Below are 25,861 nucleotides of genomic sequence, written 5' to 3' on the forward strand. Positions count from 1 at the left end.
GCATGGGACCGGCCCGGATATCCGATCTCCTGTTCGGCGCCGAGCCCAAGCTGCGCCGGATGATGTCCTATTGGGGCGCGACGGCGGCGCTCTACACGGTATTCATGGGGCTGCTGGTCGAGGTCGGCGAGCGCGGCCTGATCGACCGCGGCGACGCGCTCGGGCTGACGGCCTATGCCGGCGGCGGCATCGTCCTGTCTTACCTGCTGGTGCGCCTGGGCGCCAGGTTCGGGCTGGCGCCGACCGGCGCCGCGGCGCTGCAGGCCGTATTCGGCATCACCTGCAATATGTGGGCTTATGTCATCACCGGCCCCTTCCGCGGCGCCACGCTGATGGGGCTGATGGTAGTGGTGGTGTTCTGCACCTTCGCGCTGCGCCCGCGCCAGACCCTCGCGCTGACCGCCGTGGGCCTGATCGGCATGGGGACCACGATGTGGTGGCACCAGTTGCACGACCCGGCGCATTATCCGCCGCTGGTGGAGGCCGTGACTTTCGTGATCATGGCCGGCTGCTCGATGGCGGTGACGGTGCTGACCGGCGAAGCCAGCAAGCTGCGGGCGCGCCTGAAGGCGCAGAAGGAAGACCTGGTGAAGGCGCTGGACACGATCCGCACCCTGGCCACGGTCGACGAGCTGACCGCGCTGTCGAACCGGCGCCACATGAACGAAATGCTGGCGCAGGAGGAAAGGCGCCACGGCGGCAGCGCCGGGTTGCCGGACCACGCCACGTGTATCGCCCTGCTCGACATCGATTTCTTCAAGCAGATCAACGACCGCCACGGCCACGCCGCCGGTGACGAGGTGCTGCGCAGCTTTGCCGCCGCCGCCCGCGCCGAGCTGCGCGGGGGCGACGTGCTGGCGCGCTGGGGCGGCGAGGAATTCCTGCTGATGCTGCCGGATACCGATGAAGCGGCGGCCGCCGCGGTGCTCGAACGCATCCGCGCGCGCGTCGCTTCGCTGGAGGTGAAGGGGGTGTCGCTGGAGCGCCGGGTCAGCTTCTCGGCGGGCCTGACGGCGCGGCGCGGCATGGAAGCGCTGGCGGATACCGTCAACCGCGCCGACAAGGCGCTATACCAGGCCAAGTCCGCGGGACGCGACCGGGTCATTACGACGTAGGGTGGGCACTCCGTGCCCACGGACGTTCGCGTCATGCCGGCCGATCGTGGGCACAGGGTGCCCACCCTACCTACACGAGGGGTTCGGCGCGCGGCGGCGCTGCGGCCTGCAGCCGCGCCACCAGCGCATCCGGATCGGCATCCAGCATCATCAGTTCCGCATGCGGCGGGCGCACGAAGCCCTGCGCCACCATGTGGGTCACGAAGCCCGCCAGTCCGTCGTAGAAACCGTTCGCGTTCAGCAGGCCGATCGGCTTGGCGTGGATGCCCAGCTGGGCCCAGGTGACCATTTCGAACAGCTCTTCCAGCGTGCCCATCCCGCCCGGCATGGCGATGAAGCCGTCCGCCAGGTTCGACATCATCGCCTTCCGCTCGTGCATGTCCTTGACCACGAACTGGCGCGTCAGGCCGGTGTGGCCGACTTCGCGCTCGATCAGCGCGCGCGGGATCACGCCGGTGGCTTCGCCGCCCAGACGCAGCACTTCATCCGCGATCACGCCCATCAGGCCGACCTTGCCGCCGCCGTAGACCAGGCCGATGTTACGCTCGACCAGCACCCGCGCGAGGCCGCGCGCGGCTTGCGCGTACAGGGGATCGGCGCCGGGCGACGCGCCGCAGTAGACGGCGATGGCTTTCATGCTTTTCCTTCGGGCGGCAGCTGCTTCAGATAATCTTCCGAGAGGCGCTGGAACAGCTCGCGGGTCTCGCCGCGCAGGTAGGGGCCGACCATCGACAGCACCTGGTAGCAGCCGCGCGCGAGGGCGTCGGCGATCGCCTGCTGCTCGCTGTACTTGCGCGGGTTGCGCACGTATTCGTAGGACAGCCAATAAGTCGCCACCACCACCATGTTGGTGGCCATGGCGCCGATCTGGGCCTCGCCGGCTTCCAGCGAACCTTCGCTGCGCAGGTCTTCGCACAGCTGGCGCGCGACCTTGATCTTGTGCGCCAGGATGGCCTTGAAGTGCAGTTCCAGCTTGCGGTTGCGCGACAGCAGGTCGTTCAGGTCACGGTAGAAGAAGCGGTAGCGCCAGATCAGCTCGAACATCATGCGCAGGTAGAGCCAGACGTCCTCCAGGTTCGAACGGCGTCCGGCCGGCACGGTCAGCATGCGCCCGATCTCGGCCTCGAACTGGGCGAAGATCGAATTGACGATGTCGTCCTTGTTCCGAAAATGGTAATAGAGGTTCCCCGGAGAGATGTTCATCTCTTCGGCGATCACGGTGGTCGTGATGTTCGGCTCGCCGAATTCGTTGAACAGCCTGAGCGACAATTCGAGAATCCGTTCGCGGGTCCGGCGGGGAGCTTTTTGTTGCATGGAAGACGGCATGGTTGAACTCACCCGCAAGGATAACACCGACGGTCCGCCGCGGCCACTTTCAAGCTAGGGCTTGGCCTCAATGCCGGCCGGCGCGCTGGCGCTGCAGCTGGAAGGCGGCGCGCAAGTCGTCGCGCAGTGCGCCGGCGACCCAGGGCTTGACCAGGTGGCGGTCGGCCTGGCCGGCGGCGCAGGCGCGTTCGATCGCCTCGAGCTCGGAAGGCCCCGACAGCCCCGAAAGAATCAGGCGCACGGTGCGCGGGTAGTCGCGGCTGACACGGGCCATCAGCTCGGTGCCCTGCATGCCCGGCATGCTCTGGTCGGACAGCACCACGTCGACCGGATGGCGCGCCAGCAGCGCCAGCGCCTCTTCGGCCGAGCCGGCGCTGAGGATGCGCCAGGGTTCGCTCTCGAGGGCGTCGACCAGCACTTCGCGCATAAAGGCGTCGTCGTCGACCACCAGCAGGGTCGGCATCGCAGGCGCAGTCGCTTCATTGCCGGCGGCCGGCAGGAAGGCCTCGACCTCGGCGACGAAGCTGGCCGGTTCGATCGGCTTGCACAGGTAGCCGTCGAAGCCGGCCGTTCTCACCCGCTCGCGGTCGCCGTCCCAGCTTAGCGCGCTGACAGCCAGCAGCGGGATGCTTGCACAATCGGGATCGAGCCTGAGCGCGCGCGCCACCGAATAACCGTCCAGCGTAGGCAGGTGCAGATCGCAGATCAGGAGGTCCGGGCGGGTGTCGAGGGCGAGGCGCAGGCCGGCGGCGCCGTCGTCGGCGTCGCTGACTTCGTGCCCTGCATCCTGCAGTAGCAAAGCCATCAGCTCGCGGGTGGAAGGGTCGTCTTCGACGATGAGTATGCGGGCCGGCATGCCTGTCTCCGTGGGGTGTTTTATCTTTTTTGTTGTTTGTATTTACTCTAACACTGCGGCGCTCAGGAAACCAGTGCTGCAAGCTCCTGCATGAGCACCGCCAGCACGCGCGGATTGCTGCCGAGGGCGACGTGGCCGACGCCGCCGAACTCCAGGTTGCGCGCGCCTTCCAGGCGGCTCGATTCCTGCGGCGAGACGATGTTGTCGTGGTGGGTGTACAGCGATGTAATCAGGGCCCGCGTGACGGCATTTTCACTGGCCGCCAGCGCGCGCAGCCAGGCGCTGTCGTCGCGCATCTGGAGGGCGTTTTGCCCCAGTCCGAAACGCGCCAGCGCGGTGCCGTGGTGCGGCGTGCCGAGGGTAATCACGCGCGCCACCGCATCCGTACCATGGGCCCGCATCCAGGCGCGTGCGACCAGGCCGCCCATGCTGTGGGCGACGATGGCGACTTTCCGCGCGCCGGTGGCCTTTTGCAGCTCGTGCACCGCGCGCAAGACCAGCGGCACGTAGCCGTCGATGTCGCCCGCCACCGGTTCCAGGTCCACGGTCGCGTGGCTGATGCGGGCGGCGTCCAGCAAAGGCGTCAAGTGCACCCAGTAACCGCTGTTGCAGCCGTAGCCGTGCAGGAGCAGCACCGGGGGGTGGCGGCTGTCCGGGTAGATGCGGGTGGCGGCGCTGGCGCGCGGCAGCTGCCAGGAGCTGACCAGCATGCTGGCCCTGAATTCTTCCGCCAGCAGGCGCAATCTTTCCGTGAGGCCGAGCCGGAAGCCCGGCGGGGTGGCGCTGGCGAAGCGCGCCGCCATCACGAAGTTGTTCATGTTGATGAGCAGGCGCACCAGCACCACGCTGGCGATGCCGAGCAGCGCCGCCTGCCAGCCGGCCATGCCGAAGCGCGCCAGCGCCGCCCAGCCGATCAGGAGGGCCGCGCCCAGCTGCACCAGCAGCAGGGTGCGCGAGAGGCGGCGGGCGCTCTGCATGGGCTTATGCGGCCTTGATCGGGACCGCGCCCGCGGGCATCCCGGCGGCTGGCGCCGGCGCGGCGACGGGACGCGCCGCCGGGCGGCCGGTGAGCGTCTGCGCCAGCTGGCTGGCCAGGCGCGCCGTGATGCCGTAGATCGACAGCTGCGGATTGGCGCCGATCGAGGTCGGGAACAGCGAGCCGTCGTGCACCGAGAGGTTCGCCAGGCCGTGGTAGCGCCCATCCGGACCGGTGACGCCGGCGCGCGGATCGCCCGCCATCATGCAGCCGCCCATCACGTGGGCCGAGGCCACCTTGGTCAGGTGCGGTTTATACGGCAGCGCCGCGATCCCCTGCTTCGCTTCCTGCCAGGACGCATAGCGCGGTGCGCTCTCGTGCGCCACCTGCACCGCGCCAGCGCCGGCCGCGAACTGGATCTCGGCCATGGTCAGCAGCGCGCGGCGGGCGCCATCCCAGAGCGGATCGTTCAGCGGATAGTCGAGCAGCGCCGCGCCCTGGTTCAGCTCCACGGCGCCGCCTTGCGAATCCGGATGGAAGCCGTCGCGCAGCAGGGCCAGCATGCCTTGCAGGTGCGGGAACTGGCGCATCATCTCCGCATGCTGGGCGCCGAAGCCGGTCATGGTGGTCGACAGCAGCACCGGATGCAGCGGCGGTGCTTCCAGCTTGTAGCCGAGCGGGCCGTCCACTGCCTGGGTGTGCAGGAAGTGGTCGGAGTAGACGGTCTGCGGCGCGCCGGCATAGCCTTCGACGCGCTGCGGGAAGACCGCGGCCGAAATCAATGTCGGGTGCAGGAAGGTGCGCTTGCCGAGCAGCCGGTTGGGATCGGGCGCCTTCGAACGCAGCAGCAGCGCCGGCGAGTTGATGGCGCCGCCGGCCAGCACATAGTGTTTGGCGCGCAGCCGCAGCTGGCGGCCGGTCGCCTGGATGCCCGCGGCGTCGAGTGCCGTGCATTCCAGTGCTTCGATGCGTTCACCCTGGATCAGGAAGCGCTCGGCGCGGGCGCGCGTGACCAGCGTGGCGCCGTGATCGAGGGCCGAGGGAATCGTCGAGACCAGCATCGACTGCTTGGCATTGGTCGGGCAGCCCATGCCGCAATAGCCGAGGTTCCAGCAGCCGTTGACGTTGCGGCGGATGAAGCCGGTCGGGATGCCCAGCTTTTCGGCGCCGCGCCGCAGCAGGTCGTTGTTCTCGTTGGGCGGCGCCTGCCAGTCGCCGACGTGCAGGCGCGCTTCCATCAGCTCGAACCAGGGTTGCAGTTCCTGTTCGCTGTAGGTGTTCAAGCCGTAGCGCTGCTGCCAGAACTTGAGGGTGTCCGGCGGGGTGCGGAAGCTCGAAGTCCAGTTGACCGTGGTCGAGCCGCCCACCGTGCGGCCCTGCAGGATGTTGATCGCCTTGTCCTTGGTCTTGCGCGCGGCCGATTCCTGGTACAGCGAGGGATAGGCCTCGGCTTCGCGCATGCGGAAGTCGCGCGAGGACTGCAGCGCGCCCTCTTCCACGATGATGACGGACAGGCCGCTGAGCGCGAGGATCTCGGCGGTGACGCCGCCGCCGGCGCCGCTGCCGACGATCACGACATCGGCGTCGAGATTGCGGTCGGCATCCAGGCGGGCGCCGTCGACGACCTTCCAGCCGCGCGCCAGGCCTGCCGCGATCGGGTCGGGGATGATGTTCGGATTGCTCATGCCAGCTCCTTCAGCGGTCCAGGGTAACCGATCCCCGCCCAGTTGGCGGGATCGCTGTACCAGCTGCCCAGCACCAGGTCGTGCAGGGCCTGGTAGGCCGTGCGCAGCAGCGCCAGGCGGTGGGTGCGCCAGTCCTGCAGCCAGTTTGTCACCTCGGTGTCGGTGGCATCGCGCCAGCCGTGCGGAATGCCTGTCAGCAGGCGCCGCGCCGGCCCCAGCGCGAGCAGGCCGAACAGGTCCTGCACCTCCTGCTGGGTGGCCAGCGGCAGGCCGAGGATGGTCTGGTTCAGGCGCTCGGTGGCGCCGGCGATGGCCTGCGCGCGCGCGGACGGCTCGGTCGGCAGCACCCCGGCCAGGATCGCCGGCACGATCGCATGCATGGCGGCGCGCGCCTCGCCGTCGAGCACGAAACCCTTGGGCGCGGGCGGATGGGCGTAACGATAGATGCCGCCGCCGGCGGCAAGCACGAGCGCAGCCAGGGCGCCGGCCTTGAGGAAGGATCTGCGGCTAGTCTCCATGTCGAACCTTTATCTTGCTTTTTTGCCTAGTGTAAGCGAAAGATCCACACGGAAAACGACGAAAACTAGAGCCCTTCGTCTAGCCACCAAAATTCGGGGTCAGAGCACATTTTGCTTTGAATTCGGGGTCAGACCACTTTATTCCCTGGCGCGGCGGGCAAACGTCGTTTGCATCCCTGGCTTGTGAGTCGAATTTCGTTTGCATTGGAAGCTGGAATGGCAAAGCTTCTGCGCAGTCTGTTCCCGGGCGCCATTGTTCAATAAAGTGCTCTGACCCCGAATTTCTTTAATAAAGTGCTCTGACCCCGAATTTTCGGTTCACTCGCCGCGGTGCTTCATCATCTGGCGGGCGATGCCGCGCAGGATGTTGACTTCTTCGGTTTCGAGCTGGGTGCGGGCGAACAGGCGTTTCAGGCGCGGCATCAGTTTTTTCGGGTTGTCCGCGTTCAGGAAGCCGATCGCGACCAGTGCTTCTTCCAAGTGGGCGTACATGCCTTCGATCTGGGCCATGCTGGCCGCTTCGCCCTGGAAGCCGATGCCGGTCTGGGTCCGGTTCTCACCTTCGGCAGCGAGGCGGCATTCGTAGGCCAGCACCTGGGCCGCCTGCGACAGGTTGAGCGAGGAATACGAGGGATTGGCCGGGATGTTGATCAGCACATTGCAACCGGCGACGATGTCGTTCGGCAGGCCGACCCGCTCGTTGCCGAGGATGAGGGCCGGGCGCAGGTCCGACGTCGCCGCCACGTGCGCCGAAAAGTCGCGCGGCGTCCACACCGGCGGCGAGAACTCGCGCAGGCGGGCCGACACCGCGGCCGCGAAATTGCAGCCCTCCAAAGCCTCGGCGACGCTGCCGACGATGCGCGCCCCTTCCAGCACGTCGATCGCGCCGCTGGCGAAGGCGACCGCTTCCGGATCGGTGAGGGGCGAGTCGCAGCGCGGCGTCACCAGCACCAGGTCGGAAAAGCCCATGGTCTTCATGGCGCGCGAGACCGAGCCGACATTGCCCGCGCGGCTGGTTTCCACTAGCACAAAGCGTAGCCGTTTGAAAAGAGATATGTCAGTTTCGGTCGGGTTCATTGTAAAATAGCGCCATCGCGCGGTGACGAGCGGTTGAAATGCGGTCTGGGTCTTGCGATCCGGCGGCGATTTTAACGGTTTCGGCACCGCTTTGCTCTTTGTCATTCTTATCGCTATTTGATCGTTCACGGCGCGCTGCAGCGCGGTGGGCGTCAGCATTCATCAGGAAGCCCTCATGCACCCAATGCTCAACACGGCCATCAAGGCCGCCCGCCGCGCCGCCACGGTCATCAACCGCGCCTCGTTCGATCTCGACCGTATCACCGTCAGCGAAAAAAGCCACAACAACTTCGTCACCGACGTCGACCAGGCGGCGGAACAGGCGATCGTCGAGACCCTGCTGAAGGCTTACCCCGACCACGCCGTCCTGGGCGAAGAATCCGGCCCGACGGCCAACCTGAACGACGATAGCGAATACGTCTGGATCATCGATCCGATCGACGGCACCACCAACTTCCTGCACGGCTACCCCAACTATTGCGTCTCGATCGCGCTGCAGCAGCGCGGCGTGATCACCCAGGCCGTGATCTACGACCCGGTCCGCAACGACCTGTTCACCGCCACCAAGGGCGCCGGCGCCTACCTGAACGAAAAGCGCATCCGCGTGCGTAATCCGGACCGCATCAACAAGGCCCTGATCGGCTCCGGCCACGGCGCCGACCCGCGCGCGCTGGCCGAATACCTGCGCATGTACGAAGTGGTCGCCGCGCGCTGCCACGGCGTGCGCTCGAGCGGCTCGGCTGCGCTGGAACTGGCCAACGTGGCCGCCGGCCGCGTCGACGGCTACTATGAAAAAGGCCTGAAGATCTGGGACATCGCCGCAGGCTCGCTGCTGGTGACCGAAGCGGGCGGCATCGTCGGCGAATTCAGCGGCGAATCCGAGTACCTGAACAAGGGCGACATCATCGCCGCCGGCCCGAAGGTCTTTGCCGGCATGGTTCAAGTGTTAAAACCGTTCGCCTGAGTGCCTGAGGGGCGGCAAAACGTCGCCCTTTATCGCGATATTGGTCCGCGTGCAGCGGACTTGGTCGCTTTCGCGTAAAATACCTGTCTGCTTCCGGCGCCCTGCACCGTTGCACTGCGCCGCGTCCCCTGCCTCATCAGCCCGACGGCTGCGCTAAAATTTCCCTAGCGAAACATTTTGAATTATAATTCGAGCGGTCCTTAACCTTTGTGTTGATGGCTGCGACACGGCGTACCGGCACCAGTACCGGCCGCCCTGCCTTGTGTAATCCGATCGGCTTGACTGGCGCCTTCGATATCGATGGCGACGCGCCGATCCCTACAGAAAAACTATGTCATTCAATACTCTCGGTCTGACCGACGCCCTCGTGCGTGCCGTTACTGAAGCGGGCTATACCGCTCCGACTCCGATCCAGGCGCAGGCCATCCCGGCCGTGCTCGGCGGCGGCGACCTGCTGGCCGGCGCCCAGACCGGCACCGGCAAGACTGCCGGCTTCACCCTGCCCGTGCTGCACCGCCTGTCGACCGACAAGGCCGGCATGGCGCTGACCAATAAATCCTCCAAGCGTCCGATCCGCGCCCTGGTGCTGGCCCCGACCCGCGAACTCGCGGCCCAGGTCGAGGAAAACATCCGCACCTACGCCAAGTACACCAACCTGAACTCCGCCGTGATCTTCGGCGGCGTCGGCATCCACCCGCAGATCAAGATGCTGGCCAATGGCGTCGACATCCTGGTCGCCACCCCGGGCCGCCTGCTCGACCACGTCGGCCAGGGCACCATCAAGCTCGACAAGATCGAGATCCTGGTGCTGGACGAAGCCGACCGCATGCTGGACATGGGCTTCATCCACGACATCAAGAAGGTGCTGGCGGTGCTGCCGCCGAAGCGCCAGAACCTGCTGTTCTCGGCCACCTTCTCGGACGAGATCAAGGCCCTGGCCGACAAGCTGCTGAACAACCCGGCACTGATCGAAGTGGCGCGCCGCAATTCGACCGTGGAAGTCATCGAACAGATGATCCACCCGGTCGACCGCGACAAGAAGCACCCGATGCTGGCGCACCTGATCAAGACCAACAACTGGAAGCAGGTGCTGGTGTTCACCCGTACCAAGCACGGCGCCAATAAACTGGTCGAGCAGCTCGGCAAGGACGGCATCGGCGCGATGGCCATCCACGGCAACAAGAGCCAGTCGGCGCGCACCAAGGCGCTGGCCGAGTTCAAGGACGGAAGCCTGACCGCGCTGATCGCCACCGACATCGCGGCGCGCGGCATCGACATCGACCAGCTCCCGCACGTGGTCAACTACGACCTGCCGAACGTGCCGGAAGACTATGTGCACCGTATCGGCCGCACCGGCCGCGCCGGCGCCACCGGCGAAGCGGTGTCCCTGGTCTGCGTCGACGAACACCAGATGCTCAAGGATATCGAGAAGCTGATCAAGCAGACCCTGCCGCGCCAAGTGATCCCGGGCTTCGAGCCGGATCCGAACGCCAAGGCCCAGCCGATCCAGCTGCGCAGCGGCGCGCCGGGCCACGGCAACCGTGGCGGCCGTCCTGGCGGCGGTCGTCCGGGTGGTGGCCAGCCGCGCGCTGCCGGTGCAGGCGCCGGCCGGGGCGCTGCTCCGGCCGGCCAGCGCAGCAGCGCCCCGGCAGGCGGCGCGCCGCGCAACGGCGGCGGCCAGCCGGGCAACCGTAACGGCGCAAACGCCGGCGGCGGCCGTGGCAATGGCGGCGGCAATGGCGGCGGCGGCCGTAGCGGCCAGGGCCGTGGTCCGCGTCCGGCAGGCGCACGCAGCGGCGGCGATCGCTGATCGTCCAGTCCGACGGCACTGAATAAGAGCCGCAGCACCTGAAACCGGGTGCTGCGGCTTTTTTGTGGCTTTTCGAGATACTTGATTACTCAAGTACTTGCCAAGTGTCGAAAAACGGGCATATACTTGACTAATCAAGTACTCTTCAACTGTTAGGAGATCGTCATGGACGACACATTGACCACCGAATTCTGCCTGCGCATGGGACGCGCCTGGGCTACCCTGTCGCGCCGCCTGGACAGCTCCCTCGGCAGCCACCACGGCATCAGCTTTGCCGACTACCAATTGCTGCTGCACCTGCAGCGCGCCCCCGGCGGCCGCCTGCGCCGGGTCGATCTGGCCGAGAAGCTGGGCCTGACCGCCTCCGGCGTCACCCGCTCGCTGCTGCCGCTGGAAAAGATCGGCCTGGTCGACCGCCAGAGCGATCCGCGCGATGCCCGCGTCGGCTACGCCATCATCACCGCCGCCGGCAGCGAGCTGGTCACGAACGCGACGACCGTGGTCGACAACATCAGCCGCGCCATGCTGGGCGCACCCTCGCGGGCCCAGCTGGAGGCGACCTCGAGCCTGCTGGCGCAGCTGGCGGGGACCGGACAATAATCTTCCGAAAAAGAGACATGGACAATAAAAACCTGCTGCGCGACCCGAATTTCGCCTGGCTGATGGGCGGGGGCGTCATCTCCGCCCTCGGCGACCAGTTCACCATGATCGCCCTGCCCTGGCTGGTGCTGCAACTGACCCACGATCCGCTCGCGCTTGGCGCGATGCTGGCCCTGCTGGGCGTGCCGCGCGCGGTGCTGATCCTGTTCGGCGGCGCCCTGGTCGACCGCCACTCGCCCAAGCGGGTGCTGATGCTGACCAAATACGTCAACACCGTGCTGCTGGGCCTGCTGGCCGCGCTGGTGCTCACCGGCCGCGCGACCCTGCCGCTGGTGATCGCGCTGGCTGTGGTGCTGAGCCTGGCCTCGGCCTTCAGCATCCCGGCCGGCACCTCGATGCTCCCGCATGCGGTGAAGCCCCAGCAATTACCAGGTGCGAACGCGATGATGATGGCGGTGCGCCAGGTGACCATGCTGGCCGGGCCGCTGCTGGCGGGCCTGCTGTTCGCGCTGGCCGGCGACGGCAGCAGCGGCATGCAGGAAGGACACGCGCTGGGCTTGGGCCTGGCCTTCGCCTTCGACGCCTTCAGCTTCGCGCTGTCCGCCTGGACCCTGGCCAAGGTGAAACCGCTGAGCGCCCAGCCGGCCGCGCACAAAGCCGCAGCGGCGCCATCGGTGCTGCGCTCGGTCGGCGACGCCCTGGCCGCGCTATGGCGCGACCTCACGCTGCGCACCGCCTTCCTGTACTGGGGCCTGTGCGCCTGCATCACGGGCGGCGTCATGCAGGTGGGGATGCCGCTGCTGGCCAGCGAGCGCCTGCACGGCGCCTCCGCCCTCGGCCTGCTGATGGGCGCGCACGGCGCCGGGGCGCTGGCGGGCATGGCCCTGTCCGGCATCCTGAAGGGCCGCCGTTTGCGGAACCTCGGCCTGACCCTGCTGCTGGTGGACGGCCTGGCTGGCCTCCTGCTGATGCCGCTGGGCCTGATCGAGAGCAGCTGGCAGGGCATGCTGGTCCTCGGCGCGATCGGCATTCTGGGCGGCTATATCCAGGTGGCCGTATTCACCTGGATCCAGCAGCGGGTGGCGCCGAACATGCTTGGCCGCATGATGAGCATCTTCATGTTCGTCTTCATGGGCCTGGCGCCGCTGACGGCGACGCTGGCCGGCTGGCTGGCCAGCCTGGTCAGCCTGGCGACCCTGTTCATCGGCGCCGGCCTGGGACTGAGCGTGGCGGCACTGGCGGCCTGGCTGTTCACGCCGATGGCACAATTGGCCGACCTCAGCCCGGCCGATTCCGACGCCGCGTCGCCCACGCCGACACACTGATTAGCTGGCGTCCGACACGCAAGCGCGCCGTGCCCCAAGCCACTGCGCCTTGCCATTTCGGCTACACTAAGTCATGCCAAAATTCGCCGCCAACCTGAGCCTGCTGTTCAACGAGCTCAGCTTCCTCGAGCGCTTCGCCGCGGCCCGCGCGGCCGGCTTCGACGCTGTCGAGTTCCTGTTCCCCTACGCCTTCGAGCCGGAACAGATCGTCGGCCGGCTGCAGCGCTACGGCCTGCAGCTGGTGCTGCACAATTTTCCGCCCGGCGACTGGGCCGCGGGCGAGCGCGGCTTTGCCTGCGATCCGCGCCGTATCGGCGAATTCCAGGACAGCGTGGAGCTGGCCATCGACTACGCGACCGAGCTGGGCGTGCCGCGCATGCACTGCCTGGCCGGCAAGCTGCCGCCGAACGTGGCGCCGGAGCGCGCCCACGCCACCTTCGTCGCCAACCTGCGCTTTGCTGCCGAGGCCTGTGCCAGGCACGGCATCGAGGTCCTGATCGAGCCGATCAACGACCGCGACATCCCCGGCTATTTCCTGACGCGCAGCAGCCAGGCCGCGGACATCATCGCCGAATGCGGGGCGGGCAATTTGTTCCTGCAGTACGACTTCTATCACATGCAGCGCATGGAGGGCGACCTCGCCCACACCCTGCGCGAGCGCCTGCCCATCATTCGCCACGTGCAGCTGGCCGACGTCCCCGGCCGCCACGAGCCGGGCACCGGCGAAATCAATTTCCCCTTCCTGCTGAAGCTGCTGGACGAACTCGGCTATGACGGCTGGGTCGGCTGCGAATACATCCCGCAAGGCGATACCGTCGAAGGCCTCGCCTGGCGCGAAGCTTTCACCAGTTGACTTGATAAGAGGCAAGGTAGCCACTAGGCAACTTTGAAAGAATGGGCTTTTCGGGCACGGCCTTTTGCCGCCTAGAAAGGACCCATGAACATCAAACTGTTTTGGCGCCCTTACCTGCTTGTCCTCGTCGCCACGCTGCTGCTGGGCGGCTGCGCCAGCACCGGCGGACCGGTCAGTCTCGCGGAAGTGCGGGAATTCGCCGACGCCTCGGCCCGGCTCGGGGGCTATGCCGAGCTGTCGAAGCGCTACCGCGACACATACGAGCGCGAGCAGCCCTACCTGTCGCCGGCCGCCGACCGCATCGCCAAGGAAAACGATGCGCGCCGCAAGGCCGTCTACGACGACTTCATCGCCATCCAGAAGAGCCTGGTGCTCTACATGCAGACCCTGAGCCTGCTGGCCGGCGAAGCCCGCTACGACCTCTCGACCCAGCTCGACGACCTCGGCACCGGCCTGAAGGCGAACAGCGAGTCCGGCCTGCAGCAGCGCCACATCGTCGCCTACACCGGCCTGACGCGCCTGCTGACGCGGGTGATCGCTTCCGGCTACCAGAACCGCAGCGTCGAGACCATGGTGCGCGACGGCGATGCCGACGTGCAGGTGCTGCTGGAGGCGATGATCAATCTCACCCGGCTGTACGCCAAGACCAACGAGAACGAGAAGAAGACCATCCTCGGCATCTTCGACGTCGAGATCCCCTTCTCCACCAAGAATTCGGACCGGATGCTGGTGACCCTGGCCAAGGTCCATTACCTGAGCAAGTCGACCGAGTACAAGCTGATCGACAAGCGCTACGACCTGGCCCTGCAGGGGCTGACCAAGGTCGCGCTCGCGCACCAGAAGCTGCGCGAACACCTGCACGACCTGAGGGCGGACGAGACGCGCAAGATGATTGCCGCTTACGGCCGCGACCTGCGCGCACTGCGCGATGCAATGTCCGACTGACCGCGAGGAAACAGCATGGCAAACGACAAATCCACGACCCAGCCGGCGGCGCCCGCCACCCCGGAGCAGCAGACCCCGGCCCAGGCGCTCTCCACCGCCAAGCAGGTCGAGGAACTGGCCGACCGCCTGTCCGCCTGCGCCGACAGCATCCACGAGCGGGTGATGCGCGACATCCGGCGCAGCCAGGAGCAGAACCATGGCGAGGTGCCGGAGGCCGAGCAATCCGTGGCCCGCGCCCTGCTCGACGCCGAGATCGAGCTGCGCCAGCGCGCCAACCGCCTGTATGCCGACGCCGCGGCCTGCATCGTCGCCCCGCTCGGCCAGTCGCAGGCCCACCTGGTGGCCCTCACCGCGGATGCCGCCGACAAGATCAAGAAGATCACCCGCATCGGCGACGGCATCACCCTGGTCGCGCGCCTGCTGGGCCTGGCTGCCGCGGCCGCCACCGGCCAGGTCATGCCCATCCTCGCCGCGGTCGACCAGCTCAAGACCCAGCTCGACGTGGTGGCCGTGCACGAGGCGCCAACCGCCTAGGCCCAGCAGCGCAGCAGCCAGTGGCGAGACGCTGCAACGCCGCCATGAGGGCTTTGTTGAACGCTGCGGGTTTGCGCTACACTGGTCTTCCGCGATCTTTCGGGGGACCTTCCAATGAGCGTCAATCCAACTGTCCAGTCGCAGGCGCTGGACCCGGAACAGTTACCCCTCCTGAAAGCGATGCTGGAACAGCGCCTGCGCGCGCTGGAAGGCACGGAGGCGGCGCCGGCCGTCGAGGGCGAACTGCCCGTCTCCGAAGTGGAAAGCTCACCGCTCGACCGCGCCACTGTGCGCCTGCTGAACGACCTCAGCCGCGAGGCTGCCGGCCATCACGCGGCCGAAATGCAGGTGCTGCGCCACGCGCTGGCCAAATTCGAGGACGGCAGCTACGGCCTGTGCGAACTCTGCGGCCAGTTCATCGGCGCCTCGCGCCTGCTGGCCCGCCCCGAAGCGCGCCTGTGCATTGCCTGCCAGACGCGCTCCGAGAAAAACCCCCGCTGATCAGTACATGTGCTGGCCGCCATTGATGGCCAGGTTGGCGCCGGTCATGAAGGCGGCCTGTTCCGAGACCAGGTAGGCCACCAGCCCCGCCACCTCGTCCGGCTCGCCCAGGCGGCCCATCGGGATCTGCGGCAGGATGCGCTCGTTCATGACTTCCGCCGGCACCGCCTCGACCATCCGCGTGCGCAGATAGCCCGGCGAGACAGTGTTGACCGTGACGCCGTGGCGCGCCATTTCCAGCGCCAGCGCCTTGGTGAAGCCGTGCATGCCGGCCTTGGCGGCGGAATAATTGACCTGGCCAAAGGCGCCCTGCTGGCCGTTGACGGAGGAGATGTTCACCACGCGTCCCCAGCGCCGCGCCATCATCGGCTCGATCGCCTGCTTGCTGAGGTTGAAGACGCTGTCCAGGTCGGCGCGCAGCACGGCGTGCCAGTCCTCAGGGGTCATCTTGCGCAGGCTGCGGTCGCGCGTGATGCCGGCGTTGTTGACCAGCACGTCCAGGCGTCCCATCTCGGCCAGCAGCTTCTGCATCATCCATTCGCAGTCGCCATAGTCGGTGACGTCGACCTTGTAGCCCTTGAAGCGGTAACCGTCGTCGCGCTGGGCGGCCAGCCAGGCTTCGGGCGTGGGATTGCCCGGCGAAAAAGTCGTCGCCACCCGGAAGCCTTCGTCGTGCAGGCGCCGGCAGATCGCCGTGCCCAATCCACCCATTCCGCCCGTTACCAAGGCTACTTTCGTCGTCGCTTTGTCATCGTGCATGGCTGTCGTCCTGTCGTCGGTAAGGCCGCGGATTTGCGGCGGGAAATACCGAGTCTAGGAGCGCTGCCAGGCCTAGCTTTGACTTGGGTCAAACGAAAAATCTTGCTCAGCGGATGATTTCGGGCGTGCTGCCGGCGTCGAAATCGGCCCAGTCGCCGTCGACGATGTTGCCGCGCGCACGCTCGATCTGGGTGGCGCCGAGGCTGCGCAGCACGTCGACCGCCTTGCCTTCCAGGCCGGCATCGTCGAAGGCCACCGCGATCAGCATGCCGGCATGGCGGTTTTCGACCGGTGCACGCCCGCCCTCTTCCTTCTCGCCGGCTTCCTTCATCTTGGAGAAGCTGAACAGCGAGCCCACGTGCGCGCCGACCAGGCCGCCGACGATCGGGCCCAGCGGCCCGGTCACCGGCGAGGTCGCGGCGCCCGCCACCGCGCCGACTGCAGCGCCGGCGGCCGCACCCTGGGCCACGCCTTCCGGCGTTTCCTTGGCGCCCGGCGACTGGATGTGATCGCCGCCGATCGGGGTCTGGTCGTGCTGGCCCGGCTGGCTGAGGTAGAAGCCGCTGATGCGTTCGCCAGCGAAGCCGGCGTCGAGCAGCGCACGGCGGGCGCGCTCGACTTCCTCCTGAAGCTGGAAGTGCCCTGCAATGATCATGGACATAGAAAATCCTCCTGGATTCGTCAGTACTGCAGAGCATGCGCGCGTAGCGATTTGCTCTCTGTACGCAAACGCACGCAGTCCATTTCCATCATTACTGCCACTGCCCGTACGCCAGCCCGTGCGGCTCCGGTTCCTCCCACTGCGGCTGCGCGAACCACGCGCGCGGGTCGACGCGGAAATAGCGTTCGAACTCGGCATACAGTTCGGGATGGCGCGCCGCCAGCGCGTGCGGCTGTTCGAAGAAGCTCTCGGTGGCGACGGCGAAGAATTCGGCCGGGCTGCTGGCGCCATAGGGATCGAGCACGTCGCGGTAGCCCCAGTACGTGTCCCGCTGCAGCAGCGCAAAATCGCGCGCCAGGGTTTCCGACCAGCGCTTGTAGCGCTCGGCGCTGCCGAGCAGGGGCGCGCCATTGGTGCTGCCGGACTCGCTGTCCAGCTGGTGCGCGAACTCGTGCAGCACCACGTTCTGCGCACCCTCCGGATCGTGGCCGGCGCGCCGCACGTGGTCCCAGGACAGGATCACGCGCCCGTCGCCCCATGATTCGCCCAGCAGGTCCTGGCGCGTCTCGGTGACCACGCCGCCGGCGTCGACCTGCTTGCGCGGCACCAGGAAGGCGCCCGGATACACCAGCACCGCATGCAGGCCAGGATAGACCTCCGTCGTGCGGTTCAGCAGCAGCAGGCAGGCCTGGGCCGCGATCGTCACCCGCATTTCCTCGGTGACGTCGAGGCCGGCGCAGCCGACGAAGGTCTTTTCGTGCAGGAAGCGCTTGACCAGGCCCTGCAGCTGCTCGCGCATTGCCGCCGGCATGCCGCGGTATTGCACGACATTGCGCTCGATGATGGCGAGCTGGGCGTTGCTGAGCGGACGGGCCAGCGCCTGGCGCAGGCGCCAGCGCGGCCAGCCCCAGGCCAGCAGCAGCCCGCCGGCGATGGCGGCACAGACGATGGCGGCGCCGGTATCCATCAGGCTGCCGCCGATGCGTCGGCTGCCGGCGCGCCGGGTGCGGCGCCGAAATGCGCCTCGACCGCCTCCGCGCCGCCGATCCGCTGGCCGCCAATGAAGACCTGCGGCCAGGTCATCTCGCCGGAGACGGCGCGGAGGACGCTGGTATTGATCTTCTGGTCCTGCGAAATGTCGGTGAAGGTGATGCCCTTCGCCTTCAGCACCGCCTTGGCGCGTGCGCAGAAGGGACAGCCGGGCTTCGAGAACATGACCACCGGCTCGCGCGGCTTGGCGTCGGGATTGATGTGGCGGAGCATGGTATCGGCGTCCGACACCTCGAAGGGGTCGCCTTCCTTGTCCGGCTCGATGAAGATCTTGTCGACGATGCCGTCCTTCACCAGCATCGAGTAGCGCCAGGAGCGCTTGCCGAAGCCGAGATCGCGCTTGTCCACCAGCAGGCCCATGCCTTCGCTGAAGTCGCCGTTGCCGTCCGGGATCATGGTGATATTGTCCGCTTCCTGGCTGCGCTGCCATTCGTTGACGACGAAAGGATCGTTGACGGTGATGCAGACGATGTCGTCGACGCCATTTTCGCGCAAAACGGGTGCCAGTTCGTTATAGCGTGGCAGATGGGCGGAGGAACAGGTTGGCGTGTAGGCGCCCGGCAGGGCGAACACGACCACGGTCTTGCCCTTGAACAGCTCGTCGCTCGTGATGTCGCGCCACTGGTCTCCCGGGCGCGCCTTGAAGATGACTTGGGGGACGGGCTTTCCTTCCAGCGATTCGGCACTCGGTAACATGGGTTCTCCTCTGTTGGCAGCACGGCGGTTTGCCGCTTCCCGCCGCATATGGGAACCCTTATCTACTTTTCAATTGCAAAAAAAAACCACCGCCCGTGGGCGGTGGCGTGCATCGTGCCGTTTCCTCGCATTGCAGCCGTCAAGGCCGCGTACGGGTCAGGGCAGATTCCGTTCCAGGCAGATAGGTCTGGCTTTATTTTGCGACCTGGCTCGGGGCCGGGCCAAACAGGGCGGCGACCAGCGGATCGCGGGTGACCGGGCTGCGGTTCACGCGGATCGCGTAGTGGGTGTCGTCAGCCAGGATGTGGAAGTGGCGGCCGGTGCCGGCCATGCTCTGCTCGCGCAGGCCCGGACGCTCCTTGCGCGGGGCGGCGCCTTCGCGCTTCGGCTGGCAGATCGCGGCCAGGAAGGCCTTGACGCGCTCCGGATCCGGGGAGATGCGGTAGACCGCCTTGCCCAGGTAGGTGGCGGTGCCCTCGATGTAGCGGGCCAGTTCGATCACGCCGGCTTCGCGCAGGTCGCGGATGTATTTGCGGGCGCCGGACGGCGAGAATTTCAGGAACCAGGCGATCTCGTCGGCCAGCATTTCATGCGTCTGCAGCTCGCCAATCAGCTTCTGCATGTTTTCGATACGGCGCTGGGTGGCCGAGGTCGACCGCACACGCTCGATCGGCGCAAGCGAAATCGGGGCGCGCTCGGTCGGCTGGGGCGGGACACGTTCGATCAGTGCAGAGTTGCTGGACGTGTGCACTGCGCCGATGTCGCCTTGCACCGCATTGTGGTGAGTCGCTGCATGCATGTTGGTTTACTCCATGTTATGAGACTGTGTTCGGTATGGCCCGGACCGGCGTTTATCTCTATGACCTCCAGACAACTTGCCGGTTCCGCTTAACTGGATACAAGATTGCCTGCGTCAGACCCGGAGTTCTGTGCGCCAGCCAACATTGCCGAAAATTTCTCAAAGTTATTTTCCCGATGCCGTATTGACGCGGCACAGGCGCTCGATTGCGATAAACGGGGAAACCCGACGGTTTTTTATGGCATGCCTGACATGGGCTGCCCGGGAAGCGCTGGGCTTCCGGAAACAAGAAAGAAGGGATCGTGACCTGCTGATCCGGCAATTATTACAATTAGAAACAATTCAGTTTGGAAACTTCTTTCCTAACGACCATCTTCCGTCGAGGAAATAAATAACCGACAAAGAACGACGATGAGGCATCTTAAACCACAAATAACGGCTGAGCAGACGAAAGCAGGAACTGTCGCGTTGCGGAATTGTCACAAACACGGACGACTAGGTGCGGTACCGCACGGACCCTCGGAAACACCGGCTTGTATTCTTGACCACAACATCACTGCTAGGCACGCGATGTAAGTACTTTTACAACCTATGGGAGTTATCTGTGAACAATATTAAGAAAATCGCTCTTGCTGCTGCCCTGCTCTGCTCGGCTGGTTCGACGCTGGCTCAGGAAGTCATCAACCCGTCGTGGTACATTGCGCCGACCGTCGTCGGCATCAAGCCTGACCACGATTTCGGCGTCGGTGACAAGGACTGGGGCGGTGGCTTGAAATTCGGTAAGCCGGTGCACCCGCTGTGGGACATCCAGATCGGCGCTACCGAAGCGCGTGCCGATAACAATCTCACCAAATACCGTCAGACCGTGGTCGGCGCCGACGCCCTGCTGATGCTGTCGCGTAAGCAGATCCGTCCGTTCCTGCTGGTCGGCGTCGGCGGCGAGCGCGATCGCGCCACCCGTCCGGGCTTCAAGGCATCCGGCTGGTCGCCGTACTACACCGCCGGCCTGGGTGTGCAGGCCAGCCTGAACGACCGCTGGTCGATGCAGCTGGACGGCCGCGCCATGAAGAGCAACCTGAACGACGACGACAAGTTCGGCTTCTCGAAGGCCCTGACCAAGTATGTCAGCTTCAGCCTGATCTACGCCTTCAACCCGCCGCCGGCACCGCCGGCACCGGCTCCGGTCATCGAACCGGCACCGGTTGCCGAGGCAGCCCCGGCGCCGGCACCGGAACCGGTCGCTCCGCCGCCGCCGCCGGCCCGCTTCGAGAAGGTGACCCTGTCGGCGACCGAACTGTTCGCCTTCGACAGCGCCACCCTGTCGATGCCGCAGCCTAAGCTGGACGACATCGCCGCCGCACTGCAGGCCGATCCGTCGATCACCGACGTCGACATCAACGGCTATACCGACCGCCTGGGTTCGACCAAGTACAACCAGAAGCTGTCGCAGCGCCGTGCCGACGCCGTGCGCGAGTACCTGATCGGCAAGGGCATCGACGCCAAGCGCCTGCAGGCTCACGGCAAGGGCGAGACCAATCCGGTCGTCACCGACTGCAAGCAGAAGAAGAAGTCGGCGCTGATCGAGTGCCTGGCACCGAACCGCCGCGTCGAGGTCGAGCAGATCACCGTCGAACGCCGCGTGCAGTAATGCTGTCATGAACGCGATGCGGGATCGCCGGACGCTCCCGCATCGTGTTGCCACTCAGGGCGTCGGCCCGGATGGCCACCAACGCGCCTTCGGGCGCGTTTTTTATTTGGAGGAAGCGATATGGATTTTAAAAAAATGCTGCCCGAGCCTCGCAAGCTCATCCACGTGCTGCGCTGCTCGGCAACGGAATGGATGGCGCACCGGGCAGCGAGCAAGGGTGCGGCCCTGGCCTACTATTCCCTGTTTTCGCTCGCCCCTATCCTTGTGCTGGTCATTGCCGTCGCCGGCTTCTTCTACGGCACCGAAGCGGCGCAAGGACAATTGATGGGCCAGTTGCGGCACCTGCTCGGCCCGCAAGGCGCGGAAACGATCCAGTCGATCGTGGCCGGCGCCCGCAACAAGGACAGCGGCCTGTGGGCAACCATCGTCGCCTCGGTGCTGCTGGTGGTCGGCGCCACATCGGCCTTTTCCGAACTGAAGGATAGCCTGGATGAGATCTGGGACGTGCCGCCGCCCAAGGATGCCGGCCTGTGGGACACCATACGCACGCGTCTGCTGTCCTTCGGCCTGATCCTCACCCTGGCCTTGCTGCTGATGACCTCGCTGGTCATTTCGGCCGCCCTGAATGTGGTCGAAAACTTCATCGGCGGCATGTGGCATGACGCTACCGTCGTCCTGGGATGGGTCGCCTCGCTCTTCAGCTTCCTGGTGATCGCCACCATGTTCGGCGCCATCTACAAGCTGCTGCCGCGCATCAAACTGTCCTGGCATGACGTGACCATCGGCGCGCTCGGGACGGCGCTCTTGTGGACCCTCGGTAAGTTCGCGATTGGCCTGTATATCGGCAACAGCGGCACGACCGACAGTTTCGGCGCCGCAGGCTCGCTGATCGCCCTGCTGCTGTGGGTGTACTACTCGGCGCAGATCTTCTTCCTCGGCGCCGAATTCGCACGCCAGTACGCCATTCAGTTGGGCAGCTTGCGCAAGGATGCAAAGCAGAAGGAAGTATCGCCGCTGGGCGACCTGCCGGATGGTCGGCCGGAGCGGCGCATTCGCGAACGCCGGACCTCGGGTTCGCGCGACCGCCGCACCGGAGGGACGCCGGACCGCAGATTGGGCGTGGCCGTGGGCCAGAACGCCTGAGCAGTAAGGGCCGGGCTGCGGGGAATTACTCTCCGAGCAGCTCGGCCACCACCTCCATCCCCTCCACCCGCTCGGCCACCACCTTCACCACCACCACCACCGGCACCCCGAGCAGCAAGCCCCACATCCCCCACAGCCAGCCCCAGAACAGCAGGCTGACGAACACCGCGGCCGGATTCATCTTGGCGATCTTGCCGGTCATCCAGGTCGTCACGACCATGCCCACCAGGGTCGCGATCGCCAGCGAGGCGCCGGCCACCAGGATCACCATGCGCAGGGATTCGAACTGCAGGAAGGCGACCAGGCCGGTGGCCAGGGTGATCAGCAGCGGCCCGAAGTAAGGCATCACGTGGGCGACGCCGGCGAAGATGGCCCAGGCGCCGGCGTTCTCGAGGCCGACCATGCGCAGTACGCCCCACATCAGCAGGGCCAGCAGCACGTTGGTCACCAGCAGCATGAACATGTAGTTCTGGATCGAGGTGTTGATGTCCTCGAGGATGTGCACCGTCACCTTCTTGCGCGTCAGCGAAGGGCCGGTCAGCTTGACCAGCTTGCGCTTGAAGGTGTCGCCCGCCAGCAGCAGGAAGAACACCAGGAACACGACCATGGTGGCCTGGGAGATGAAGCTGGCCAGGCCGACCGAGCCGGCCAGCAGCCAGTCCATCACGCGGAAATTGCTGCCGCCAGGCACGTTGGCCGGCGCCGGCCGTCGCTGTTGCGCCGCACGCCGCGCATCCGCGCCGGACGCGTTCGAGGCCGCCTGCTCGATCTCGGCGGCCGCCGCCTGCACCTGCTGGATGGTCGAGGGCTGGCCGTCCGAGGCTTGCATGATCAGCTTGGTGACCTTGTGCGTGAGCGAGGGCAGCTCGTCGATGATGTTGAAGAACTCGCCCTGCACGCGCTGGATGGTGAGTCCCATGCCGGCAAGGATCGCGGCCGAAACCAGGGTCGCGCCGATCGCGCGCTTGATGTGCCAGCGTTCGAGCCAGCGCACCACCGGGCTGAGGGTGTAGGCGATGAAGATGCCGAGCAGCAGCGGCACGAAGAAATTCTTGGCCCATTGCAGGGCGAATACGAAGGCAACCGTGGCGAGGATGCCGAGCGACATGCCGCGCGCGTTCACGTGCACGGGCAGGCGCAGCGCGCCATGCATGGCCCCCAGCTCTTCGCCGGTGGGCGCGCCCTCGCCGCTCAGCAGGCCGGCTTCACGCGCCGCCTCTTCGGGCGAGAGCACGCTGCCTGGCGAAGGCGGAGGCGGCGGCGCGGCGGGAGCATCGGAGGGGACGGTGCTGGTGTTGCCGGGTGGAGCGAGCTGCATATCGTTACCTGCAAAAAGAAAAGGCCAACCCCAGGGCTGGCCGTCGATTCCACTCCAGCCGACGCGCCCGGGCGACCGTGAGCCGATCGCCCGCGCGGCCGGAGATAAGATCCGGCGTCAGCTAATTCTACTGAACTTACTTGACGCGGATGTCGTTCTTCACCGACGAAACACCTTTCACGCCACGAGCGATGTCGGCGGCGCGCTGAGCATCTGCAGGCTGGGCGACGAAGCCCGACAGCTGCACCGAGCCCTTGTAGGTTTCGACGTTGATTTCGGTGGCCTTGACGTTCGGGTCGGCGGCGAAGGCAGCTTTCACCTTGGTGGTAATGGCGGCGTCGTCGATGTACTCGCCGGTGCTTTCCTTGTTCGGGCCCGACGAGCAGCCGACGATGGTGAAGGCGACGGTGGCGGTGAAGACGGCGGTAGCGATACGTTTGGTCATGTTCATGATGAGCTCCTTGTTGTCAATGCATCACACGGGTGATACGAAGTGGCCGGTACGGCCGGTTATAAATCCTTGAATCATTTTCCGAACTGGACTTTGGCATTCGAGACGCACTGGTCGCGGGCGGCGCCGGCAAAGGCATCGCAGCGTTCCATGGCGACTTTCCAGGCCGCGTCCAATTTGTCGTCGCGCGCTTCGTTGCGCGCTTCGATGGTCTTCTGGTCGGCCTTGGCGTCGGCGCGGGCGGCGATCAGCGCCGCCTTGGCCTGCGCCTGGCAGACGTCCTTGTCGTTGCCCGCGAGGCCGGCGCAGCGCGTCTTGTCGCGGTCGTACTCGGCATCGGCAATGCGCAGACGGGCACGGGTATAAGCCTTCAGCGTGTCCTCGTACTTGGCGCGCGCCTCTTCTTCCATGCGCACGCGAGTGGCCTTGGCTTCGGCGATGCACAGGTCCTTCGGGTTACCGGTCACGGCGTCGCACTGGGCGCGCGCATTCTTGTAGTTGGCCGCCGCCATCTCGCGCGCCTGTTCGTAGGCCATCTTGACTTCTGGCGCAACGGACCGGATCAGGGGTCCGCCGGCGCGCGCATGGGCCGCATACAGCATCGCTGCACCCAGCAGCAAAATCACATGTGGTGGTGTCCGCATTTTGTTCTCCTTATTTTTTATGCACAGTTGACGTTTTACTCTGCCGTAAGCGTGTCTTCTGTACGGTGCCGAACACAGAACAAAAGTGTTGTACGGACATGGATGAGCTGCAAGGACATACGGTGCGTCATCGCACAGACCTCAGGTATGCGCGTCATTAATCTGAACGTACATCTTTTGCCAGGAGAACAAGTCATGAAAGCTACCCGCTCTATCGCCGCGCTGGTCGCGGTCGGCGCCATCCTCGGCGGCTGTGCCAGCAGCAATCCAGATCCCTACTACGGCAACAACAGCGGCTACCGCGACGGCTATAACACCAGCTACCGCGACAGCGCCTCGGCCGGTTACGGCACTATCGAATCGATCCAGGTGACGAACGTCGAAGGCCGCACCAGCGGCGCCGGCGCCATCGTCGGCGGCCTGGTCGGTGCGCTGGCCGGCAACCAGGTCGGCAGCGGCGGCGGCCGTACCGCGGCCACCGTGGCCGGCGGCGTGGCTGGTGCTGCAATCGGCAACAATGTCGAGCGCAACCGCGACGCCAACGGCGCCCAGGGCTATGCAGTGAATATCCGCCTCGACAACGGCGAATACCGCACCGTGGTGCAGGACAATGTGTACGACCTGCGCGTGGGCAACCGCGTGCGCATCGTCGACGGCCGCGTCTACCGTTATTGAGATGTGAAAACCAGCCGGCGCTTTGTGCGCCGGCTTTCGCTCGTCCAGAGCATGGAGAATGCAATGAGACAACTACAAGGAAGTTGGCGCGCCGTCGCGCTGGCCGGCCTCTTCGCCGCCATCGGTGCAGCCCAGGCCCAGACCCAGCCGCAGGCCAACGACGACAGCGCGGTCGCGCCGGCCGTGAAAGCCAAGCAGGCCAGCGAAATCCGCAGCGGCGATCCGGCGCGCTGGCACAAGGGCGACCCGACGCGCCAGGCGCGCCTGCAAACCCTGCAGAAGGAAATCGGCGCCGCCTACGCGGAAGCCAAGAAAGCCTGCGGCCAGAACCCGGCAGAACGCAGCGCCTGCCTCAAGGAAGCGCGCGCCACCTACGAGCAGGATATGAAGAATGCGCCGTCCCAGCTGGACACGGCGCCGGAAGGCTCGGTCCAGACGACCGTCCAGACCACCGTTCAGAGCACGACTGCGGCCTCGCACTGAGCACCGCGCGAAGCGGCCACAAAAAGACGGCGTCCAATCCGAGGATTGCGACGCCGCTCAAGCCCCACCATATTCTGTGAGAAGTCGTTCTCAGTATGCCATTTGCTGCGCACGTTTGCGCTGTACGTACCAAGCGGCAATACCTGCCAGTGCTGCTACCCCCAGCGCAGGCTTACCGAGCTTGCGCTTACGGATGAAGCCTAGCACGGTTAGGGCATAAGGAGCCAGCACCGATACGCTTGTACCGGTAGGTCTCAGCAGTGCATCGGCACGCGTGCGCAGGGCCCAGGTAGCGTGGTCGAGCACCGTATGAAACATCACTTCGGGACGCGCCGCGTGCTTGATCTGGGCGCGGGAATGGGCCAGGCCCGCGCGATAGAACTCGCCGTCGCGCAGCAGCGCGCGCTTCTTTTCCTCGTGGCTGCGATGATCGTTCTTGTCCATGTTCT

30 protein-coding genes are annotated in these 25,861 nt (G+C 66.0%); 13 read left to right on the forward strand and 17 right to left on the reverse strand.

What is annotated here, in order from left to right; translation table 11 throughout:
• The first annotated feature begins 2 nt into the window (after positions 1-2).
• Positions 3-1,115 (forward strand): diguanylate cyclase, encoded by a 1,113-nt coding sequence (locus AC07PE_RS18650; protein WP_498767174.1) that lies wholly within the window; start codon positions 3-5, stop codon positions 1,113-1,115.
• 70 nt (positions 1,116-1,185) lie between these two features.
• Here the strand turns inward: AC07PE_RS18650 and AC07PE_RS18655 are convergent, their stop codons facing one another.
• From AC07PE_RS18655 to AC07PE_RS18690, 8 genes are all read right to left on the reverse strand, one after another.
• Positions 1,186-1,752 carry an LOG family protein gene (locus AC07PE_RS18655; RefSeq protein WP_498767176.1) on the reverse strand — a complete coding sequence of 189 codons (567 nt, stop codon included), beginning with the start codon at positions 1,750-1,752 and terminating at the stop codon, positions 1,186-1,188.
• Positions 1,749-2,429, reverse strand: coding sequence for a TetR/AcrR family transcriptional regulator (locus tag AC07PE_RS18660; protein WP_258845812.1), 681 nt, complete (start codon positions 2,427-2,429; stop codon positions 1,749-1,751). The genes AC07PE_RS18655 and AC07PE_RS18660 overlap by 4 nt, the downstream gene beginning before the upstream one ends.
• Positions 2,430-2,508: 79 nt before the next feature.
• Positions 2,509-3,297 carry a response regulator gene (locus AC07PE_RS18665; RefSeq protein WP_498767179.1) on the reverse strand — a complete coding sequence of 263 codons (789 nt, stop codon included), beginning with the start codon at positions 3,295-3,297 and terminating at the stop codon, positions 2,509-2,511.
• Between the two features lie 62 nt (positions 3,298-3,359).
• On the reverse strand, positions 3,360-4,274 hold the full coding sequence (locus AC07PE_RS18670; RefSeq protein ID WP_498767181.1) for an esterase/lipase family protein: 915 nt from the start codon (positions 4,272-4,274) through the stop codon (positions 3,360-3,362).
• A 4-nt stretch (positions 4,275-4,278) separates the two neighbouring features.
• Positions 4,279-5,958: a GMC family oxidoreductase gene (locus AC07PE_RS18675; protein WP_498767183.1), complete on the reverse strand. Its 1,680-nt coding sequence runs from the start codon at positions 5,956-5,958 to the stop codon at positions 4,279-4,281.
• Positions 5,955-6,476 carry a twin-arginine translocation signal domain-containing protein gene (locus AC07PE_RS18680; protein WP_498767185.1) on the reverse strand — a complete coding sequence of 174 codons (522 nt, stop codon included), beginning with the start codon at positions 6,474-6,476 and terminating at the stop codon, positions 5,955-5,957. Before AC07PE_RS18680 ends, AC07PE_RS18675 begins: the two co-directional genes overlap by 4 nt.
• 318 nt (positions 6,477-6,794) lie before the next feature.
• On the reverse strand, positions 6,795-7,553 hold the full coding sequence (locus AC07PE_RS18685) for an RNA methyltransferase (protein WP_498767187.1): 759 nt from the start codon (positions 7,551-7,553) through the stop codon (positions 6,795-6,797).
• Positions 7,534-7,716, reverse strand: coding sequence for a hypothetical protein (locus AC07PE_RS18690; RefSeq protein WP_498767189.1), 183 nt, complete (start codon positions 7,714-7,716; stop codon positions 7,534-7,536). Before AC07PE_RS18690 ends, AC07PE_RS18685 begins: the two co-directional genes overlap by 20 nt.
• Before the next feature lie 21 nt (positions 7,717-7,737).
• Here AC07PE_RS18690 and AC07PE_RS18695 point away from each other — a divergent pair, with 21 nt between their 5' ends.
• From AC07PE_RS18695 to AC07PE_RS18730, 8 genes are all read left to right on the forward strand, one after another.
• The gene (locus AC07PE_RS18695; protein WP_498767973.1) at positions 7,738-8,517 is read left to right on the forward strand and encodes an inositol monophosphatase family protein; all 780 of its coding nucleotides are present in this window, start codon (positions 7,738-7,740) and stop codon (positions 8,515-8,517) included.
• Between the two features lie 331 nt (positions 8,518-8,848).
• Positions 8,849-10,327 carry a DEAD/DEAH box helicase gene (locus AC07PE_RS18700; protein WP_498767191.1) on the forward strand — a complete coding sequence of 493 codons (1,479 nt, stop codon included), beginning with the start codon at positions 8,849-8,851 and terminating at the stop codon, positions 10,325-10,327.
• Positions 10,328-10,492: 165 nt separating this feature from the next.
• A complete protein-coding gene (locus AC07PE_RS18705) occupies positions 10,493-10,927 on the forward strand; it encodes a MarR family winged helix-turn-helix transcriptional regulator (protein WP_498767193.1) in 435 nt (144 codons plus the stop codon).
• 17 nt (positions 10,928-10,944) lie between these two features.
• Entirely contained in the window at positions 10,945-12,252 is a 1,308-nt protein-coding gene (locus AC07PE_RS18710; protein ID WP_498767195.1) for an MFS transporter, read from the forward strand.
• 73 nt (positions 12,253-12,325) lie between these two features.
• Entirely contained in the window at positions 12,326-13,105 is a 780-nt protein-coding gene (gene hyi, locus AC07PE_RS18715; RefSeq protein WP_498767197.1) for a hydroxypyruvate isomerase, read from the forward strand.
• 84 nt (positions 13,106-13,189) lie between these two features.
• On the forward strand, positions 13,190-14,050 hold the full coding sequence (locus AC07PE_RS18720; protein WP_498767199.1) for a hypothetical protein: 861 nt from the start codon (positions 13,190-13,192) through the stop codon (positions 14,048-14,050).
• A gap of 15 nt (positions 14,051-14,065) precedes the next feature.
• Positions 14,066-14,584, forward strand: a complete 519-nt coding sequence (locus AC07PE_RS18725; RefSeq protein ID WP_498767201.1) for a hypothetical protein — start codon at positions 14,066-14,068, stop codon at positions 14,582-14,584.
• A gap of 114 nt (positions 14,585-14,698) precedes the next feature.
• Complete coding sequence (locus tag AC07PE_RS18730) at positions 14,699-15,085, forward strand: TraR/DksA family transcriptional regulator (protein ID WP_498767203.1); 387 nt, start codon at positions 14,699-14,701, stop codon at positions 15,083-15,085.
• Here the strand turns inward: AC07PE_RS18730 and phbB are convergent, their stop codons facing one another.
• From phbB to AC07PE_RS18755, 5 genes are all read right to left on the reverse strand, one after another.
• Positions 15,086-15,844, reverse strand: coding sequence for an acetoacetyl-CoA reductase (phbB, locus tag AC07PE_RS18735; RefSeq protein WP_498767205.1), 759 nt, complete (start codon positions 15,842-15,844; stop codon positions 15,086-15,088).
• Positions 15,845-15,950: 106 nt separating this feature from the next.
• Positions 15,951-16,505, reverse strand: coding sequence for a hypothetical protein (locus tag AC07PE_RS18740; protein ID WP_498767207.1), 555 nt, complete (start codon positions 16,503-16,505; stop codon positions 15,951-15,953).
• A gap of 91 nt (positions 16,506-16,596) precedes the next feature.
• On the reverse strand, positions 16,597-17,472 hold the full coding sequence (locus AC07PE_RS18745) for a M90 family metallopeptidase (RefSeq protein ID WP_498767209.1): 876 nt from the start codon (positions 17,470-17,472) through the stop codon (positions 16,597-16,599).
• Positions 17,472-18,251 carry a glutathione peroxidase gene (locus AC07PE_RS18750; RefSeq protein WP_498767211.1) on the reverse strand — a complete coding sequence of 260 codons (780 nt, stop codon included), beginning with the start codon at positions 18,249-18,251 and terminating at the stop codon, positions 17,472-17,474. Before AC07PE_RS18750 ends, AC07PE_RS18745 begins: the two co-directional genes overlap by 1 nt.
• A 193-nt stretch (positions 18,252-18,444) precedes the next feature.
• Positions 18,445-19,050, reverse strand: coding sequence for a winged helix-turn-helix domain-containing protein (locus AC07PE_RS18755; RefSeq protein WP_487852749.1), 606 nt, complete (start codon positions 19,048-19,050; stop codon positions 18,445-18,447).
• A gap of 604 nt (positions 19,051-19,654) precedes the next feature.
• Between AC07PE_RS18755 and AC07PE_RS18760 the strand changes: the two genes are divergently transcribed.
• Positions 19,655-20,698 (forward strand): OmpA family protein, encoded by a 1,044-nt coding sequence (locus tag AC07PE_RS18760; protein ID WP_498767214.1) that lies wholly within the window; start codon positions 19,655-19,657, stop codon positions 20,696-20,698.
• Positions 20,699-20,818: 120 nt separating this feature from the next.
• The gene (locus tag AC07PE_RS18765; RefSeq protein ID WP_498767216.1) at positions 20,819-21,841 is read left to right on the forward strand and encodes a YihY/virulence factor BrkB family protein; all 1,023 of its coding nucleotides are present in this window, start codon (positions 20,819-20,821) and stop codon (positions 21,839-21,841) included.
• A gap of 25 nt (positions 21,842-21,866) precedes the next feature.
• On the opposite strand, the gene AC07PE_RS18770 is transcribed toward AC07PE_RS18765, so the two are convergent.
• From AC07PE_RS18770 to AC07PE_RS18780, 3 genes are all read right to left on the reverse strand, one after another.
• Positions 21,867-22,994: an AI-2E family transporter gene (locus tag AC07PE_RS18770; protein ID WP_498767974.1), complete on the reverse strand. Its 1,128-nt coding sequence runs from the start codon at positions 22,992-22,994 to the stop codon at positions 21,867-21,869.
• 301 nt (positions 22,995-23,295) lie between these two features.
• On the reverse strand, positions 23,296-23,610 hold the full coding sequence (locus tag AC07PE_RS18775; protein WP_498767218.1) for a BON domain-containing protein: 315 nt from the start codon (positions 23,608-23,610) through the stop codon (positions 23,296-23,298).
• 74 nt (positions 23,611-23,684) lie between these two features.
• A complete protein-coding gene (locus tag AC07PE_RS18780; RefSeq protein ID WP_498767220.1) occupies positions 23,685-24,254 on the reverse strand; it encodes a hypothetical protein in 570 nt (189 codons plus the stop codon).
• Between the two features lie 195 nt (positions 24,255-24,449).
• Between AC07PE_RS18780 and AC07PE_RS18785 the strand changes: the two genes are divergently transcribed.
• On the forward strand, positions 24,450-24,929 hold the full coding sequence (locus tag AC07PE_RS18785; RefSeq protein ID WP_498767222.1) for an outer membrane lipoprotein: 480 nt from the start codon (positions 24,450-24,452) through the stop codon (positions 24,927-24,929).
• A 63-nt stretch (positions 24,930-24,992) separates the two neighbouring features.
• Positions 24,993-25,412: a hypothetical protein gene (locus tag AC07PE_RS18790; protein WP_498767224.1), complete on the forward strand. Its 420-nt coding sequence runs from the start codon at positions 24,993-24,995 to the stop codon at positions 25,410-25,412.
• Between the two features lie 90 nt (positions 25,413-25,502).
• Here AC07PE_RS18790 and AC07PE_RS18795 read toward each other — a convergent pair whose 3' ends face one another.
• Complete coding sequence (locus tag AC07PE_RS18795; RefSeq protein ID WP_498767226.1) at positions 25,503-25,856, reverse strand: hypothetical protein; 354 nt, start codon at positions 25,854-25,856, stop codon at positions 25,503-25,505.
• Between the last annotated feature and the right edge of the window lie 5 nt (positions 25,857-25,861).

Source organism: Telluria sp. GW821-FHT07G12 (genome assembly GCF_059418525.1).